Origin of the sequence: Hymenobacter rubidus (genome assembly GCF_016734815.1) — a bacterium.
Taxonomy (GTDB): Bacteria; Bacteroidota; Bacteroidia; order Cytophagales; family Hymenobacteraceae; genus Hymenobacter; species Hymenobacter rubidus.
The window spans coordinates 105144-120761 of record NZ_JAERQF010000005.1; the positions used below are offsets into that span (position 1 = coordinate 105144).

General features: G+C 61.3%; 12 protein-coding genes. 4 read left to right on the forward strand and 8 right to left on the reverse strand.

Annotated features, from left to right (window positions below; genetic code table 11):
• Positions 1–5: 5 nt before the first annotated feature.
• The 5 genes from JKL48_RS23035 to recQ form a co-directional block, all read right to left on the reverse strand.
• Positions 6–185, reverse strand: a complete 180-nt coding sequence (locus JKL48_RS23035) for a DMT family transporter (protein WP_236668636.1) — start codon at positions 183–185, stop codon at positions 6–8.
• Positions 186–191: 6 nt separating this feature from the next.
• The gene (locus tag JKL48_RS23040) at positions 192–506 is read right to left on the reverse strand and encodes an EamA family transporter (protein WP_236668637.1); all 315 of its coding nucleotides are present in this window, start codon (positions 504–506) and stop codon (positions 192–194) included.
• 94 nt (positions 507–600) lie between these two features.
• Positions 601–2661: an OmpA family protein gene (locus JKL48_RS05720; RefSeq protein ID WP_201979778.1), complete on the reverse strand. Its 2061-nt coding sequence runs from the start codon at positions 2659–2661 to the stop codon at positions 601–603.
• 36 nt (positions 2662–2697) lie between these two features.
• Complete coding sequence (locus tag JKL48_RS05725; protein WP_201979781.1) at positions 2698–3873, reverse strand: tetratricopeptide repeat protein; 1176 nt, start codon at positions 3871–3873, stop codon at positions 2698–2700.
• 293 nt (positions 3874–4166) lie between these two features.
• A complete protein-coding gene (recQ, locus tag JKL48_RS05730) occupies positions 4167–6374 on the reverse strand; it encodes a DNA helicase RecQ (protein ID WP_201979783.1) in 2208 nt (735 codons plus the stop codon).
• 342 nt (positions 6375–6716) lie between these two features.
• On the opposite strand from recQ, the gene JKL48_RS05735 reads away from it, so the two are divergent.
• Together JKL48_RS05735 and JKL48_RS05740 are read left to right on the forward strand one after the other, a co-directional pair.
• Complete coding sequence (locus tag JKL48_RS05735) at positions 6717–7739, forward strand: KpsF/GutQ family sugar-phosphate isomerase (RefSeq protein ID WP_201979785.1); 1023 nt, start codon at positions 6717–6719, stop codon at positions 7737–7739.
• A 47-nt stretch (positions 7740–7786) separates the two neighbouring features.
• Positions 7787–8869: a mannose-1-phosphate guanylyltransferase gene (locus JKL48_RS05740; protein ID WP_201979787.1), complete on the forward strand. Its 1083-nt coding sequence runs from the start codon at positions 7787–7789 to the stop codon at positions 8867–8869.
• Positions 8870–9083: 214 nt separating this feature from the next.
• Here the strand turns inward: JKL48_RS05740 and rlmB are convergent, their stop codons facing one another.
• A complete protein-coding gene (gene rlmB, locus JKL48_RS05745; protein ID WP_201979789.1) occupies positions 9084–10130 on the reverse strand; it encodes a 23S rRNA (guanosine(2251)-2'-O)-methyltransferase RlmB in 1047 nt (348 codons plus the stop codon).
• Positions 10067–11353 carry a GWxTD domain-containing protein gene (locus tag JKL48_RS05750; protein ID WP_201979790.1) on the reverse strand — a complete coding sequence of 429 codons (1287 nt, stop codon included), beginning with the start codon at positions 11351–11353 and terminating at the stop codon, positions 10067–10069. The genes rlmB and JKL48_RS05750 overlap by 64 nt, the downstream gene beginning before the upstream one ends.
• Before the next feature lie 244 nt (positions 11354–11597).
• Between JKL48_RS05750 and JKL48_RS05755 the strand changes: the two genes are divergently transcribed.
• Positions 11598–12140, forward strand: coding sequence for a hypothetical protein (locus JKL48_RS05755; RefSeq protein WP_201979792.1), 543 nt, complete (start codon positions 11598–11600; stop codon positions 12138–12140).
• Positions 12141–12212: 72 nt separating this feature from the next.
• Positions 12213–12350 (forward strand): hypothetical protein, encoded by a 138-nt coding sequence (locus JKL48_RS05760; RefSeq protein ID WP_201979793.1) that lies wholly within the window; start codon positions 12213–12215, stop codon positions 12348–12350.
• Positions 12351–12464: 114 nt separating this feature from the next.
• Here the strand turns inward: JKL48_RS05760 and JKL48_RS05765 are convergent, their stop codons facing one another.
• On the reverse strand, positions 12465–15479 hold the full coding sequence (locus JKL48_RS05765) for a glycosyltransferase family 117 protein (RefSeq protein ID WP_201979807.1): 3015 nt from the start codon (positions 15477–15479) through the stop codon (positions 12465–12467).
• Positions 15480–15618: the final 139 nt, after the last annotated feature.

Sequence of the window (15618 nt, forward strand, 5' to 3'; positions counted from 1 at the left end):
AACGCTCAGGCCGTCGGCTTGGCTTCGTAAATGGTCGTCCCGCTAGCGGGGCGACCATTTTTTTTGCTGGTGTCTTTCTTGTCTGCAGGTTTGGCGGTGGCAATCAAAATGGCCCCGCCCACCATCAGAACAGCGCCCAGCACCACCTGCCAGGTCAGTTTTTCCTTCAGAAAAAGGGCCGCCAACAGCACCTAAAACACAAGCGCCGTATTGGTGAGCGGCGACACGCGCGAGGCATCGCCCATCGACAAGGCCCGGAACGTGAGCAGCGACGAGGTGCCCGTGAGCACGCCCGCAACCAGCAAAAAAATCCAGCTTTTGCGCTCAATCTTGCCGATTTCGGGCAGCAGGCCCTGCCACAGCACGGCGCCCCAGGCCACCAGTATTATCAGCACCGACTGCACCGCGAAGGCCAGACTGGGCGGCACGTTCTTGATGCCGGCTTTTGACAGCGTGACCACGGTGGCCGACACCATGGCCGCCAGCAAAGCAAAAACTATCCACATACGCGAACCGGGAAGCACCCGCTTAGCAGCGGATAAGTACGCCGGTCAGTACGCGGCCGCGGGAGCAGAGTTGGCAGCGGCCCTGCCCGGCGTGCTACCGCGCCAACACTTTGAACTCCACGCGCCGGTTCATCTGGCGGCCGGCTTCGGTGGTGTTCGCCGTAATCGGAATGGTCCCGCCGTAGCCAGTCGCCGTCAGGCGGTCGGCGCTGATTTTGTGTTGCACGAGGTAGTCCTTGATGGCCTGGGCGCGGCGCTCACTCAGGTTCTGGTTGGCATCGGGCGGGCCCACGTTGTCGGTGTGGCCACTGACTTGCAGCTTCAGCTTGGGCGAGTCTTCCAGCAACTTGCGCACGCGGTCGAGCTCGGCCGTGCTTTCGGGGCGCAAAACGGCTTTGTCGGGGTCAAAAAACACGTTGTTCAGCACAATGTTGGAGCCCGGCTCCATCTTCTGCATCCGAATGTTTTTCACCGCTTCGGCGTAGCCCGCATCGGGCGGGCGGCTCACGTTTTCGGAGTGAAACAGGTAGGCGTCGTTGTGCAGCACCAAGGCGTAGTTGGCCCCTGCGGGCAAACTCAGCAGGTATTTGCCCGATGCCGTGGTCTGGAAGGTGTTGATGGTCTGGCCCGTGAGGTTGTCCACCACTTCTATCGTGGCAAATACGGGCTGCATGGTGGCCACGTCCGTTACCGTGCCTTTCAGCAGCGTCACGTCGGGGGTAATAACCGGCACCGTAACCGAGGGCAGCACCTGCCGCATGGGGCGCGGGTTGGTCGACAGCAAACGGTCTTCCTGGTTGATGGCCGGCTGTTTTTCGTCGCCCAGCAGCGTGATGCGGTAGATGTCCTTGCCGCCGAAGCCGCCCGGCCGGTTGCTGGCCAGGTAAGCAATGCGGCCCGAAGCCACCGTGACAAAAAATACGTCGTCGGAAGGCGTGTTGATGGGCCAGCCCAGGTTCTCCGGCTCGCCCCACTTGCCGTTGGCATACACCGATTTGAAGATGTCGTAGCCGCCCATTGAGTTGTGGCCTTCCGATGAGAAATACAGCGTCTTGCCATCGGACGCCATAAACACGGCCTCCTCGTTGTAAGGCGTATTGATGGACCCGCCCAGGTTCACCGGCGGCGTTTTGCCGTCAATTTCGGCCTTGTAAATGTCTTTGCCGCCCAGGCTGCCTTCGGGCTTGTCGCTTACGTAATAGATGTAGCGGCCGTCGGCTGAAAACGAAGCCGACGTTTCCTGGTACTTGGTGTTGATGTGCGAGCCCAGTTCGTGCGGCTTGCTCCAGCCGGCGGCAGTCAGGCGGGTTTCGCTCAGGTTGCCCATGTTGCCTTCGGTGTGCAGCAGCATGCGCTGCCCGTCGGCCGAGAGGGCCACCGTCACATCGGCGCCGTTGGTGTTCACCGGCGCGTTGATGTTGCGCGACGGGCCCCAGGCCAAGCCGCCGCCCACGGTGCTGTAAATGTCGTCGGTGTAGCCGCTGCCGCCCGGGTCCTTTTCGCCGCCCTGCGAGCCGGCCCGGCGCGAGGTGAAAAACAGCGTGGTTTCGTCGGCCGTCACCACCGGGTTGTAGTCGGCTTCGGGCGAGTTCACGGTCGGCCCCAGGTTGTCCATAAACAGGCGAGTGGGTTTGGCCATCAGCTGCATGCCGTTCTTGCACTCGGTCACCCGCCGGATTAGTTCGGGCAATGGAACATCGACGGACTGTCCCCTTCTGGGAGCTCCCACCGCCACGGGTTTGGCCTTTGTGTATTCCTTCAGGGCATCGCCCCAACGGGCACTTTGCTGGTAGGCTTGCCCCAGCACGTAGTGGTTGCGGGTGGCGGCCGGCTCCAGCTCCGCCGCCTTTTCCAGATACGGCAGGGCAGTGGCCGCGTCGCCCATGTTCAGGTAGCAGTTGCCGATGCGCAGGTTCAGCGGGCCGTTGTTGGGATTCAGCTTTTGCGCCTCCTGAAAATGGGGGAGCGCGGCCGCATAGCGCGGTGGCACCGCATTATACTCATCCTGCCCTTCTTTTATCGCCTTAAGCGCGCCCTTAAGCGCCTCTTCGTTCTGGAATCGTTGGGAGTTGAAAAGAACGTTTTGGGCCTGGGCCGTAAACAGTGCACCTGTCGCCAGCGCGCACGCGAGCAGAAAACGGGTGTAGGTACTCATCGTAAATAACACTTAATAATAGAAATGAAAGTCCGGCTATTGTTTGGCGGTGTCGGCCGTAGGGTCGGCGGCCGGGGCGGGCTCGGCGGGAGCACACCCCGCAATGGCGGCGTAGCTGTTGCCCACAGCAATGCCCAGGTCGGCCGCTTTGCGCCAGTCCTTGCAGGCATCTTCGGGTTTGCGGAGCATTTCGCGGGCGTGCCCCCGGTTGAGGTAGGCCTCGGCGTATTTATCGTCCAGGGCAATGGCCTGGGTGGCATCGGCCTCCGCCTTCTCGTAGTCACGTAGCTTGAGGTAAGCAGCGGCCCGGTCATTCAGCGCCAGTGCGTAGTTGCCGTCGAGCAGCAGGGCTTGGGTGTAGTCGGTCACGGCACCCTTGTAATCCTTGTTTTCGTAGCGCGCCGCGCCACGGTTTACGAAGGCCAGCGGGTCGTCGGGCTTGATGCTGAGGTAGGTATCGTAATCCTTCAGGGCCTGGGGCAACTGGCCGGCGTGCCGCTCCGCGCCCGCCCGGTTGAGCAAGGCCGACAGCATGCCGGGCTGCAGCGTCAGGGCCGCGGTGTAGTCAATAATGGCTTCCGGGTAGTTGCCGAGCATCTGGTTGGCACTGGCGCGGTCGTGGTAGGCGTAGGCATTCTTGCGGTCAGCCTTCACGGCCCCGTCAAAGTCATCGCGGGCGCCCTGGTACTCGCCCTTCTCAAAGCGCAGCACGCCCCGCTTGTGCCACGCCGGCCCGTACACAAAGCCCCCTTTCATGGCTTCCGAGTAGTCCTTTTCGGCTTCTTTCACATTGCCCTTGGCTTCCTGCACCAGCGCCCGCCCCAGGTAGTTGGTGTAGTTGTTGGGCTCCAGCTTCAGGGCCTCGTTGTAATCGGTCAGGGCTTGGTCGTAGTGCTTCAACTCGTAGTGCGTGGCGGCGCGCGTGCCATAAGCCGGTGCAAAGTCGGGCGCGGTTTTGATGGCCGCGCTGAAGTTGACCAGCGCCCACGCAAAGTCCTTGTTTTGGTAGCTCAAGAGGCCGGCCTGATACGACTGCTCCGCAATCTGGGTAGGGGTAAGTACGCGCGCCGAATCGGCCTGCCCCGCATCGTTGGTGTTCATGAGCGAGCTGGCCTTCGCCGGTGCTGGTACCAGCAGCGGTTTGGCAATGGTGGGCAATACTTTGGTTGGGGTCTGGGCCTGGCTCGGGAAAGCGGCAAGCAGCAGTGCCACGGATAAGAATAAATATTTTAGCACGTTTAAGGGAATATAATTAAGTAAAAGAAGACAGCCGGGAGACGAAGATATTGAATTTATAGTGGTTAAAAAACTAATTCATTCTATGTCTATAGCCAAATTGACTATTTGCTACGCATCCCATGGCAGCGGGGCGCCAAGCGCATTTGGATTGCCCAATTCCGGGCTTTGGGTTTGGCCTGCTTTCCGAGCCGTAGCGTGGTAAAAAAAGCCCCGCCAGCGAGGGCGGAGCTTTTCGTTACTGGAAAAAACGAAGAATGCGGACGGACTTAGTTAGCCACTTCGCTGATGAATTTAATTCGCACCAGCCGCAGCTCTTCTTCGGTAAAGTCCTCGTCGCCCAGTTCCTGCAGGGCCACGGCGATGTTGTCGGTGCTGGCCGACATGAAGTAGTCGTAAATTTCCTCCTGGCGGTCCTCCTCTACCATCTCGTTGAGGTAGTAGTCAATGTTCAGCCGCGTGCCGGAGTAGCAGATGTGCTCAATCTCCTCCATCAACTCGGCCATCGAAATGCCTTTTGAGGAAGCAATGTCCTCCAGCATCATTTTCTTGTCGATTTGCTGGATGACGTAGATTTTAATCTTGGAGCGGTTTACGGCCGACTTCACCACCACGTCCTCGGCGGTTTCGATGTCGTTGTCCTCCACGTACTGCTTGATGGCCGCCACGAAAGGCGCCCCAAACTTCTGGGCCTTGCCCTGGCCCACGCCCGACACGTGCGTGAGGTCGTGCAGCGTGGTGGGGTAGGTGGTGGCCATCTCCTTCAGGCTCGGGTCCTGAAAGAGGACGTAGGGCGGCAGGTTTTTCTGCTTGGCTACCTGCTTGCGCAACTCTTTGAGCTGCACGAACAGGGCTTCGTCGTGCCCGGCCGCGTGCTGCACCTCTTCCTTTTCCTCGTCGGCCTTCTGCTCGGCGTCGAAGTTGTGGTCTTTGGTGAGCGTGATGGAATACGGGTTTTCAATGAAATCAAGTCCCTTTTCGGTGATGCGCACCAGGCCCAAGCTGTCGATGTCCTTTTCCAAAAAGCCGTTCAGCAAGCACTGCCGCAGCGCCGAATGCCAGAATTGAGCGTCGCCCAGCTCCTTGCCCTGCCCATACACAGGCAGGGCGTTGTGCGCGTAGCTCTCAATGTGCGGGTTGCTCAGGCCCAGCAGCACCTGGCCAATGTGGTTGAGGTTGAAGCGGGCTTCCGTTTGCACCACGGCGCGCAGGGCCAGGCCCACGGCCGCCTCGCCCTCAAACCGCTCCTTGGGGTGCTTGCAATTGTCGCAGAAGCCGCAGTCTTTCTCCAGCACCTCGCCGAAGTAGTGCAGCAGCTGCCGCCGTCGGCACACCGAACTCTCGGCGTAGTTCGTCATCTCGGCCAGTAGCTGGTGGGCGTTGTCGCGTTCGGTCACCGGCTTGTCCTTGCTGAACTTTTCGAGCTTCAGAATGTCGTCGTAGCTGTAGAACATCAGGCAGTTGCCTTCCAGGCCGTCGCGGCCGCCGCGGCCGGTTTCTTGGTAGTAGCCCTCGATGGATTTCGGCGCATCGTAGTGCACCACGAAGCGCACGTCGGGCTTGTCGATGCCCATGCCAAAGGCAATGGTGGCCACAATCACGTCGCACTCCTCGTTGAGAAATGCGTCCTGGTTTTCGATGCGGGTGTGCTGGTCGAGGCCGGCGTGATAGGGGCGGGCGCGCACGTCATTCACGCGCAGCAGCTCGGCAATTTCTTCCACCTTTTTGCGGCTCAAGCAATAAATAATGCCCGCCTTGCCCTTGTGCTGCTTCACGTACTGAATCAGCTGCTTTTTGGTGTTGTGCTTGGCGCGTACCTCGTAGTAAAGGTTGGTGCGGTTAAAGCTGGTTTTGAAGACGTTGGCGTCGTCCATCTGCAGGTTTTTCTGGATGTCCAGCTGCACTTTGGGCGTGGCCGTGGCCGTGAGGGCGATGATGGGCACGTTGCCGCCCAGGTTGTCGATGATGCCGCGAATCTTGCGGTATTCGGGGCGGAAATCGTGGCCCCACTCCGAAATGCAGTGGGCCTCGTCGATGGCCACGAAGCTGATGGTGCTTTTCAGCAAAAACTCAATGGTGTCGTCCTTGGTCAGGCTTTCGGGGGCCACGTAGAGCAGGCGAACCTCGCCGCTCATCACGTCTTTTTTCACCCGGTTCATCTCCGTTTTGGTCAGGGTCGAATTGTACACCTGGGCATTCACCCCAAAGGCGCCCAGCTGGTCGACCTGGTTTTTCATCAGGGCGATGAGGGGCGAGATGACAATGGCCGTGCCGGGAAGGACCAGGGCCGGCAACTGGTAGCACAAGCTTTTGCCTGCGCCCGTGGGCATGATGACGAAGGTGTTGTGCCCCGTCAGGATGTTTTGAATAACAGCTTCTTGCGTGCCCCGAAACTGGCCGTAGCCAAATACTTTTTTCAGTGTGTGTTTCAAATCGGCAACGAGGGCCGGGGAATCTTGCAGCGCAACAGATGACATAGGAAGAAAGCTCGGTGGGGGCGCGTGGACGCACGGTTGTTAACGAAGATAAGCAATAGTCAATATTTCTGTCACAAAAAGTGGCTTTTTTTGTGAATTGTGGAAAACAATTTAGTCATGCGAAATACTGGTAATTCAACCTTTTAGAAAGGTAGATTCCGCGCTGGAAAATCCCGGGATTTTTAGCACTGTTGTTACGCCGTGATGAGTTGGCCCGCGGCGCAGGCGCGTGCCAAGGCTGCCATGCGCTGCCTTAGGGTGTGCGGCGTGCGTGTCCGGGCGGTTGGCGGCGGCGCTAAGCTTCTTTCCCCCAATTTTGCATTTTCCACTCAGCCCTAGCCCATGCCCGTTTCCGTCCACTCTGATAAGTTGCCTGCTGCTTCCGGCTCAGCCCCCGTGGAAATTGACGTGCTGGCCGTGGCCCGCCAGGTGCTGCACGAAGAAGCCGGTGCGCTCAATGACGTAGCCAAGGCGCTATCGGCTACCCCCGACTTTGTGAATTGCGTGCAGGCCATTCTGCAACTGAAGGGCCGCGTGGTGGTCACCGGCATCGGCAAAAGCGCCCACATTGCGGGCAAAATCGTGGCCACGCTCAACAGCACCGGCACGCCCGCCCTGTTCATGCATGCCGCCGATGCCATTCACGGCGACCTGGGCATGATTCAGCCCGAGGATTTTGTGGTGGCCATCAGCAAAAGCGGCGACACCCCCGAAATCAAGGTGCTGGTGCCGCTGCTGCGCCGCAAGGGCGTGCCCTTGGCCGCCCTGGTCAGCAACGCCGACTCCTACCTGGGCCAGCAGGCTACCTACATTTTGCACGCGCCGGTGCAAAAAGAAGCCTGCCCCAACAACCTGGCACCCACCACCAGCACCACCGCCGCCCTGGCCTTGGGCGATGCCCTGGCGGTGTGCCTGCTGGAGTGTCGCCAGTTCACCGCCGCCGACTTTGCCCGGCTGCACCCCGGCGGCACCCTCGGCAAGCGCCTCTACCTGAAAGTGGGCGACCTGAGCCGCCAAAACCAGCGCCCGCAGGTGAGCGAAGATGCGCCGCTGCGCGAAGTGCTGCTCGAAATATCGGGCAAGCGCCTGGGGGCCACGGCCGTGCTTGGCCCGGCCGGGCGGCTCGCCGGCATTATCACCGACGGCGACCTGCGCCGCATGCTGGGCAGCTTTTCCGACCTCGAAAACCTGAAAGCCCGCGACATTCTGACGCCGCGCCCCGCCACCATCGACATCGATGATTTCGCGGCCGAAGCCTTGGTGCGGATGCAGCAGCGCAACATTACGCAACTGGTGGTGCTGGAAAACGAGCAGTTCGCCGGTTTTATTCACCTGCACGACTTGCTGCGCGAGGGCTTGGTGTAGGCCCAGGGCCGGCTTGGCGGCTGGTTCTGTTTTACCTTTGCTATCGAATGAATTCCACCTACCTCATCGTCATGGCCGGCGGCATTGGCAGCCGGTTCTGGCCGTTTAGCCGCACCCACCACCCCAAGCAGTTTCACGACGTCATGGGCGTGGGCCGCTCCATGCTGCAACTGGCCGTTGACCGCTTCACCGGCGTGTGCCCGTCCGAAAACGTGTTTGTCGTCACCAACCGCGACTACATGGGCCTGGTGCAGGAGCACCTGCCGCACCTGCCCGCCGACCAGATTCTGGGCGAGCCCATCGGACGAAACACGGCTCCCTGCATTGCCTACGCCAGCTATCGCATTGCCCAGCGCGACCCGCAGGCCACCATCATCGTGACACCGGCCGACCATGCGGTGATGCGCGAAGAAGAGTTCCGCCGCCTCATTCGCATGGCCATCGAAGCGGCCCGTGCCAACGATGTGCTCATCACCCTCGGCATCCAGCCTTCGCGCCCCGATACAGGCTATGGCTACATCCAATACCTCGACAACCAAAGCTTGCCCGGCGGCGAGCTACACAAGGTGAAAACCTTCACCGAAAAGCCGAATCTGGAACTGGCGCGCATGTTTGTGGACAGCGGCGACTTTCTTTGGAATTCCGGCCTGTTCGTATGGCGGGCTGATGTAATTCTCGCGGCTTTCCACCACTACCTTAGCGACATTGCCGAAGTGTTCGACGAAGGAGCAGCCCTGCTGGGAACCGCCCAGGAAGAGGAGTTCATCAGCCAGGCCTATTCCCGCTGCCGCAACATCAGCATCGATTACGGCGTGATGGAAAAGGCCGATAACGTGTACGTCCTGCCCGCCGACTTTGGCTGGAGCGACGTGGGCACCTGGGATTCGCTGCACCGCATCGGCCAGCACGACGAGCACGACAACATGGTGAGCGGCAACGTGCTGCTCTACGACACCACCGGCTGCGTCATCAAAACGCCTTCGGAGCGCCTCGTGGTAGTTCAGGGCTTAGAGGACTATATTGTGGCCGAGTACGACAACGTGTTGCTCATCTGCAAGCGCAGCGAGGAGCAGCGCGTGAAGGAGTTTGTGGCCGATGTGAAGGCCAAGAAGGGGAGCGGTTACAACTAATCGTAATGTCTGTCATTGGGTGCGGAGTGCGGCAATCCGCTCTGTCGACGCCAGTTAAACTATTAAAACCAAAAGCCCCGGCACTCGCAGTGCCGGGGCTTTTGGTTTTGAACTTCGTCATCCTGAGCACAACGAAGGACCTTATCACGAATAGAGGATTTGCTCTACGGTGATAAGGTCCTTCGCTGCGCTCAGGATGACAACTGCCTGTAAATTATACCTGCTGTACCCGCTGCCGGGCCACTTCAAACAGCATGATGCCGGCCGCTACACTCACGTTGAGGCTCTGAATCTGGCCGGCCATGGGCACCTTCAGCTTCACGTCGGCTAGGTTCAGGAGGTCGGGCGAGATGCCGTCTTCTTCCGAGCCCATGAGCACGGCTACGGGGCCGGTGAAATCAATTTCGGCCGCACCTACGGCTTCTTCGGCTTTCTCGGTACAGGCCACTACGGTAATGCCGGACTGCTGGAGGAAGCGGATGGTTTCGTGCAGGCTGACCTCGCGGCATACGGGCAGCAGGTTGAGGGCGCCGGCGCTGGTTTTCAGCGCGTCGCCGTTGATTTGGGCGGCGCCGCGGCTGGGCACTACAATGGCCTGCACGCCCAGGCATTCGGCCGTGCGGGCAATGGCGCCGAAGTTGCGCACATCAGTAATGCGGTCGAGCAGCAGCAGGAAGGGCACTTTGCCTTCCTCGAAGAGGCCCGACACGATGTTGTCGAGCGGGGCGTAGTCGATGGGCGACACAAAGGCCACCGCGCCCTGGTGATTTTTGCGGGTCAGGTTATCGAGCTTCTCCACGGGCACCAGTTGCACCTGGATGCCGGCCGCGCGGGCAGCAGCAGAGATGTCGGTGACCAGGCTGTTTTTGGTGCCGCGCAGCAGGAAAATCTTCTCCAGCGTGCGGCCCGCGTTCAGGGCTTCCTGAATGGGGCGCAGGCCGAAGAGCATATCGATGCTGGACGCCTGGGCGGGGCGGTTCTCGTAGCGGGGCTTGTCGGAGCCGCCTTCGCGCTCGCGGTAGGGCGGGCGGCTGTCGCCCCGGTCGGGACGGCCGGTGGGGGCGTCGTCGCGGTTGTCGGAGCCGCCGCGGCCGCGCGGGCGGGCGGGGCGGTCGTCGAATTCAGCGCCGCCCCGGTCGGGGCGGAACTGTTTGGGGGTGACGGGGCGGTTGGCGCCGTCGTAGAAGCGGCGGCCGGCTACCGGGCGGGCAGGTCGCTGGGGACGTTCGGGCCGGTCAGGGCGGTCGGTGGGGTTCTCCATTTTTCAACGGCGGCATACCAGAGCAGTTCGTACTCGGGCCGGCGCACCAATTCGTAATAATCAGGGGCAAAGGTACTCGGCCGCGGCCGGAAGGTGTAGGTGATGGGTCCGCCGCCAATGCCGCCTTCGTTGTAGTACCACCGTTCTTCGCCGTTGAGAAGCCGGCGCACGCTGGACGGTGGCCCTAGCACGACGTACAATAAGCCCCTATCCGTCAGCCAGCCCGCCTTGTGGGCGGCAAAGAGGCGGTTGGCCGCCGTCACGCGGCCGTAGTAGCGCCGAATCAGGTCTTTGCCCAGGTTGTGGTTGCCCTGGGCGATGTCGAGCCAGAATTTATCGACGGCGCGCTTGGGGTCGGGGGCATCGGTGAGCTTCTGGCGCTCCTGGCTGGTGGTGAGGTAGCGCAGGGGCTCAATCAGCTCGGCGGCGGTGGTGAGGGCGGGGTACTGGTTGGCCGCCACCAGCACGGCCAGCGTGCGCGGCGCCATGCCGCCGACTCCGCCCACCCGCAGGGCATACAGGCCGGGCTCGCGGAAGCGCAGGGGCTCGCCGGGCCGGGCTTCGGCCGAATCGAGCACCGGCAGCAGGCGCGGGCCGGCGGGCATGGCGGCCGGGTTGGTCATGGGCGGCAGGGCGGGGGTGGGCGTCACGGCGTAGCGCTTCCAGCGCACGGGCTGCATCAAGCCGTAGCTGTCGACGCCGAAGGTTTCGCCGGCCCGCACGTAGCGGCGCGCCAGGGGCTGCCCGGCCGAATCGGTGAGCACGAAGGGGCGCACCAGCAGGGCTTCGGTGAGGCGCAGCCAGGCGGTGGTGGTGGGCTCCTGGTAGTCGTCCTTGGCATCGGCGGGGGCGGTGGTGATTTCCAGGATGGCCCCGGCGGGCAGGCGGGCGGCGGCCAGGCAGGTGCTGAGGCGGACGCTGCCATCGGCCTCGGGGCGCGGGTGCTGCTGGCGGCGCGGCAGGCTGTCCTGCCACAGCGGGTACTTGGCTTCGTAGCTGGGCCAGGCCGTGAGGCGCAGCGCGTGGCCGAGGCCCAGGCGGGCGGGGGCGGGCAGGCGCAGGTAGAGGCGCAGGCTGTCGCCCTCGCGGCGGGTGTCCACTTCCAGGTGCGGGGCGTCGCGGTAGAGGCCGGCGTAGTCGGGGCGCGGGGCCAAGGGGGCGGCGGCGCACAGCAGCGGCAGCAGCCAGCCAAGACGAAGCCAAAGACGCGAAGGGTGAGCCATGCCGGGAAGTTCGGGGGAAAAGTGTAAAGTCCCTTTTCTAACGGAAGAAAGCCGCCAGAAATTGACTTAGCAGGAAGATACGCAGACTTGCGGCGGCGAACTGCTGCCATGTATGGCCTGCTGAAAAGTGCGATTCTCGCAAAAGGTAGTTTGCAAATGGTAGCGGCTATGCGGTAATCTTCAGGAGCGTTAGCGGCGGCGGCAGTTGCGCGCGGCAAGTTTACACCATGCACGTTCTATCATCATGAAGCAAATACGCGCGCTGAGAATATTGCCGGTCTTGGCTGCTGTGTTGCTACTCGCCGCTTGCAAAAAGAACGGCGCCGACCCAGCCGACCAACTGCCCCCAGCTACACAAACCGGGGCCAATACCTTCGGCTGTCTCGTCAACGGCCGAGCGTGGACACCGAAAGGAAACAGCGGGTATTCCAACTACACCGTCAGTTATGACCCAACCTATCGAAAAGGTACGCTCAATGTAGCAGCTTACCGAGACGGTGGAAAAGGCGTCAATGATACCCAAGTATTGGGTTTTTACGCAGACAGCATCCCCACGGCAGGTAGCTATTCCCTGGCAATTATCGACCACCAGGAAGGAATATTTATCGATAGAACGCAAGCCTGCCAATTTCCTGGCAATGATGCCTACTACAGACGCGGCCTACTTGTCATCACGCGGCTAGACCGGAAAGCGGGCATCATCTCCGGCACGTTCGCCTTCACGCTCTATAAGCTTGGCTGCGACAGTGTACGCGTCACCGAGGGGCGCTTTGACCGCAAGCTTTAACTTTTCCCTGCTACCTTCCCGGTACCAGCAGGACGGTTCTACCTGGCATTTATCTACTACCTCCGTCTCCCCATGAAAGACTACCAACTCGACAAGTACGAGAGCTTTTTCCTGCACCTGAAAGCCTCCCGCGAGTCCCTGGCGTCCTTCGGCGATTTCACCGCCACGGCCGTGGCCGCGCCCGGCCGGGTGTATCTACTACGAGAGTAAATAATTGCTTACGCGGGAGAGATGCTTCGACTCCGCTCAGCATGACCGTTCAGAATTAAGCAAAAAGGCCGGCCCGCACCCTGCGAACCGGCCTTTACTCATTTACCATCTTACTTACCGCGGGTAGTACTGGTTCATCAGGCCCAGGGCTTTTTCGCTGCGCACCTTGTCGCCGGCCATCTCGGCGGCGCGGTACACGCTTTGCAGGCCCAGCAGGTAGCCGCGCTGGTCGTCCTCGAAGAGGCTGCCGTCGGGCTTGGTGGCGTAGTAGGCCAGCATCTGCTCCGAGCGGGCCGTCATGGTATCGAGCAGTTGGTCGGCCTTCTTCTTCTCGCCGCCGGCTACCAGGGCGGGCACCAGCTGGGGCGAGTAGTAGTCGTAGGGCACGGCGGCGTCGGGCATCAGCTCCAGGCACTTGGTGGCCACTTCCTTGGCCTTGGCCACATTGTTGTCGGCGAGGTAGGCGTTGGCCAGGCGGGCAAACTTGTCGCGGTAGTTGGCCGGGAAGCGCAGGTTGTTCTCGTCGTAGAAAATGTGCGGGTTTTGCAGGCCCCGGTAGCTGAAGTCCTTGAACAGGCGCTGATAGGTCAGGTCCTTTTCCACGAAGCCTTCGTCGCCGCCGCCGCGCGGGTCGTAGTTCGGGTCCTTCAGCGGCAGCAGGCGGTAGGCCATGCCTTCCATCTGGAAGTAGGGCTGCAGGTTCATGTAGTCGGAGGGCGCCACGGTGCTGCTGAAGTAGATGGGCCGCTGCCAGTTGTTGGTGGCAATCATGTCGAGAATCACCAGGTTTTTCTTCTCAATGGCGCGCTTGCCCATGCTCCAGTCCATGCGGTCCACCAGCTGCTTCTCCCGGTCTTTGGGGATAATGCCAAGCTTTTTCACCGCCGCTGTATCAATGGGCAGGTAGAAGTTGGGCGTCGGGAAGCTCATCATCATCGGGCCGCCTTCCTGGTACTGCACTTGCAGCAGCGGGTTGTTGGTTTGCACCAGCTGGATAAACTCTTTCAGGTTCACGCTCTGCACGGCCGGGTTGGCGGCGAAGGGCACCATGTCGTTGGTGCCTTGGGCGTAGGCCTCGGGGCCCATGCTGATGGGGAAGCCCTGCGAGAGGTAGGAGCGACGCTTCATCTGGGCAATGTACCAGTCGGTGTTCAGGTACGAAAGCACGGCCACGCGCACGTCGGTGCGGAAGCCCTCCACCTCCTGGGCGTACCAGAGGGGGAAGGTGTCGTTGTCACCGTTGGTGAACAGGATGGCGTTCGGGGCGCAGCTATTCAGCAGGTTCTTGGCCGAGTCCACCGAGTTGTACCGGTTGCTGCGGTCGTGGTCGTCCCAGCCCTGCGCGGCCATAATGCCCGGAATGAGCAGACCGACGGCCAGCGCCAGACCGGCCCGCAGGCCGTCGGCGCGTACCACTTTGCTCAGCAATTCGGCCACGCCCAGCACGCCTAGCCCTATCCAGATGGCAAAGGCAAACGTGGCTCCCGTGAAAGTATAGTCCCGCTCGCGCGGCTCACGTGGCGGCTGGTTGAGGTAGAGTACAATGGCCAGGCCGGTCATCAGAAACAGCAGGCCCGTCACCCAGGCGTCCTTGCTGTCGCGGCGGCTCTGGAACCACAGGCCCAGCAAACCCAGAATGAGCGGCAAAGCTAGGAAGTTGTTATGCGCCGGGCTCTCGCCAATGCGGGGCGGCAGGCTCTTGGCGCTGGGGCTAAAGGGCGTCACCACGCCCGCCTGCTGCACGTCGGACTCGCGGCCCACGAAGTTCCACATGAAGTAGCGCCAGAACATGTGGCCCATCTGGTAGCGGAACAGGAAGCCCAGGTTCTGGCCCATGGTGGGCTTCACGCCGTCCTGAATATCCACCCACTTCTTGTAGTTGGCAATCTGGTCGGGCTCGTAGCTGTAGATGCGGGGCAGCAGCATCTTGTCCTCGTCGCGGTACACGGGCTCCTGCTGGCGCGGCAGAATCTCCTTATAGGTACCGGTCTTCAGGTCGCGGGCGTAGCGGGGGGCACCCTCGGCGTAGTCCACCGGCTGGGCGTTGAACTGTGGGCCGTAGAGCAGCGGGCGCGAGCCGTACTGCTCCCGCTTGAGGTAGCTCACAAAGCTCAGCACATCCTCCGGGTCGTTCTCGTTGATGGTAGGCTGGAAGGAGCTGCGAATCGGCACAATGAGGTAGGACGAGTAGCCAATCAGGATGAACACGAAGCACAGCATGGCCGTGTTCAGCAGCTGGCTGCGGCGCTGGTAGGAGAGGCGGAAGCCAAACCAAATCAGCCCGATAAATACCACCAAGAAGATGAACAAACCCGCGTTGAAGGGCAGGCCCACGGTATTCACGAAGAACACCTCGAAGTTGCCGGCCAGCGTGGGCAGGCCCGGAATGATGCCCACCAAAATGGAACCCACGATAATCATGCTCACCACCATTACGATAATGCCGCCTTTCAGCGACGGGTTGGCCGTGCGGCGGTAGTAGTAGATGAAGCCCAGGGCCGGCAGCGTGAGCAGGTTCAGCAAGTGCACCCCGATGCTGAGGCCGATGACGTAGGCAATCAGGATAATCCACTTGTCCGAGTCGGCCTCGTTGGCGTGGGCTTCCCACTTCAACATCAGCCACACCACGGCCGCCGTGCACAGGGCCGACATGGCGTATACTTCGCCCTCCACGGCATTGAACCAGAACGAATCGGAAAAGGCGAAGGCCAGCGCCCCCACCACGCCCGCGCTCAAGATGAGCAGGCTTTGGGCACCGGTGGGCTCGATGGCTTCTGCGCCGAGGCCACTGTTGTTCACGGCCTCGCGCAGCACCAGCTTGCGGGCCATGCGGGTGATAATCCAGAACAGGAACAACACGGTGAAGGCGCTGCTCAGGCCCGAGAGGGCGTTGATGAGCACGGCCACCTTCGTCACGTCGCCAAACGAAAACAGCGAAAACAGCCGGCCCAGTAGCAGGAACGTGGGGGCTCCCGGAGGGTGCGGCACCAGCAGCTTGTAGGAGCAGGCAATGAACTCGCCGCAGTCCCAGAACGAAGCGGTGGGCTCCAGGGTGAGCAGGTAGGTGGCGGCGGCAATGGCAAACACGAGCCAGCCGACGAGGTTGTTCAGGCTTTTAAAGGAACGCATAGAAACGAATGAGGCACAAGGGCCCGGCAGCTACGCAAAGGGCGCAATGCCGGAAAAAGCAACAGGCTAATCAGTGAAAAGGCAAAAGTAGGCAATGCACCGTTGCACTGACGCTTGCCAACAACCAATTCAGCCCAGA

Excerpts from the sequence above, each read along its gene's own strand:
- JKL48_RS05735 (WP_201979785.1), top strand. The coding sequence starts at position 6,717 with ATGCCCGTTTCCGTCCACTCTGATAAGTTGCCTGCTGCTTCCGGCTCA.
- JKL48_RS05755 (WP_201979792.1), top strand. The coding sequence starts at position 11,598 with ATGAAGCAAATACGCGCGCTGAGAATATTGCCGGTCTTGGCTGCTGTG.
- JKL48_RS05750 (WP_201979790.1), bottom strand. The coding sequence starts at position 11,353 with ATGGCTCACCCTTCGCGTCTTTGGCTTCGTCTTGGCTGGCTGCTGCCG.
- rlmB (WP_201979789.1), bottom strand. The coding sequence starts at position 10,130 with ATGGAGAACCCCACCGACCGCCCTGACCGGCCCGAACGTCCCCAGCGA.
- JKL48_RS23040 (WP_236668637.1), bottom strand. The coding sequence starts at position 506 with ATGTGGATAGTTTTTGCTTTGCTGGCGGCCATGGTGTCGGCCACCGTG.
- recQ (WP_201979783.1), bottom strand. The coding sequence starts at position 6,374 with ATGTCATCTGTTGCGCTGCAAGATTCCCCGGCCCTCGTTGCCGATTTG.
- JKL48_RS05765 (WP_201979807.1), bottom strand. The coding sequence starts at position 15,479 with ATGCGTTCCTTTAAAAGCCTGAACAACCTCGTCGGCTGGCTCGTGTTT.
- JKL48_RS05760 (WP_201979793.1), top strand. The coding sequence starts at position 12,213 with ATGAAAGACTACCAACTCGACAAGTACGAGAGCTTTTTCCTGCACCTG.
- JKL48_RS05720 (WP_201979778.1), bottom strand. The coding sequence starts at position 2,661 with ATGAGTACCTACACCCGTTTTCTGCTCGCGTGCGCGCTGGCGACAGGT.
- JKL48_RS05740 (WP_201979787.1), top strand. The coding sequence starts at position 7,787 with ATGAATTCCACCTACCTCATCGTCATGGCCGGCGGCATTGGCAGCCGG.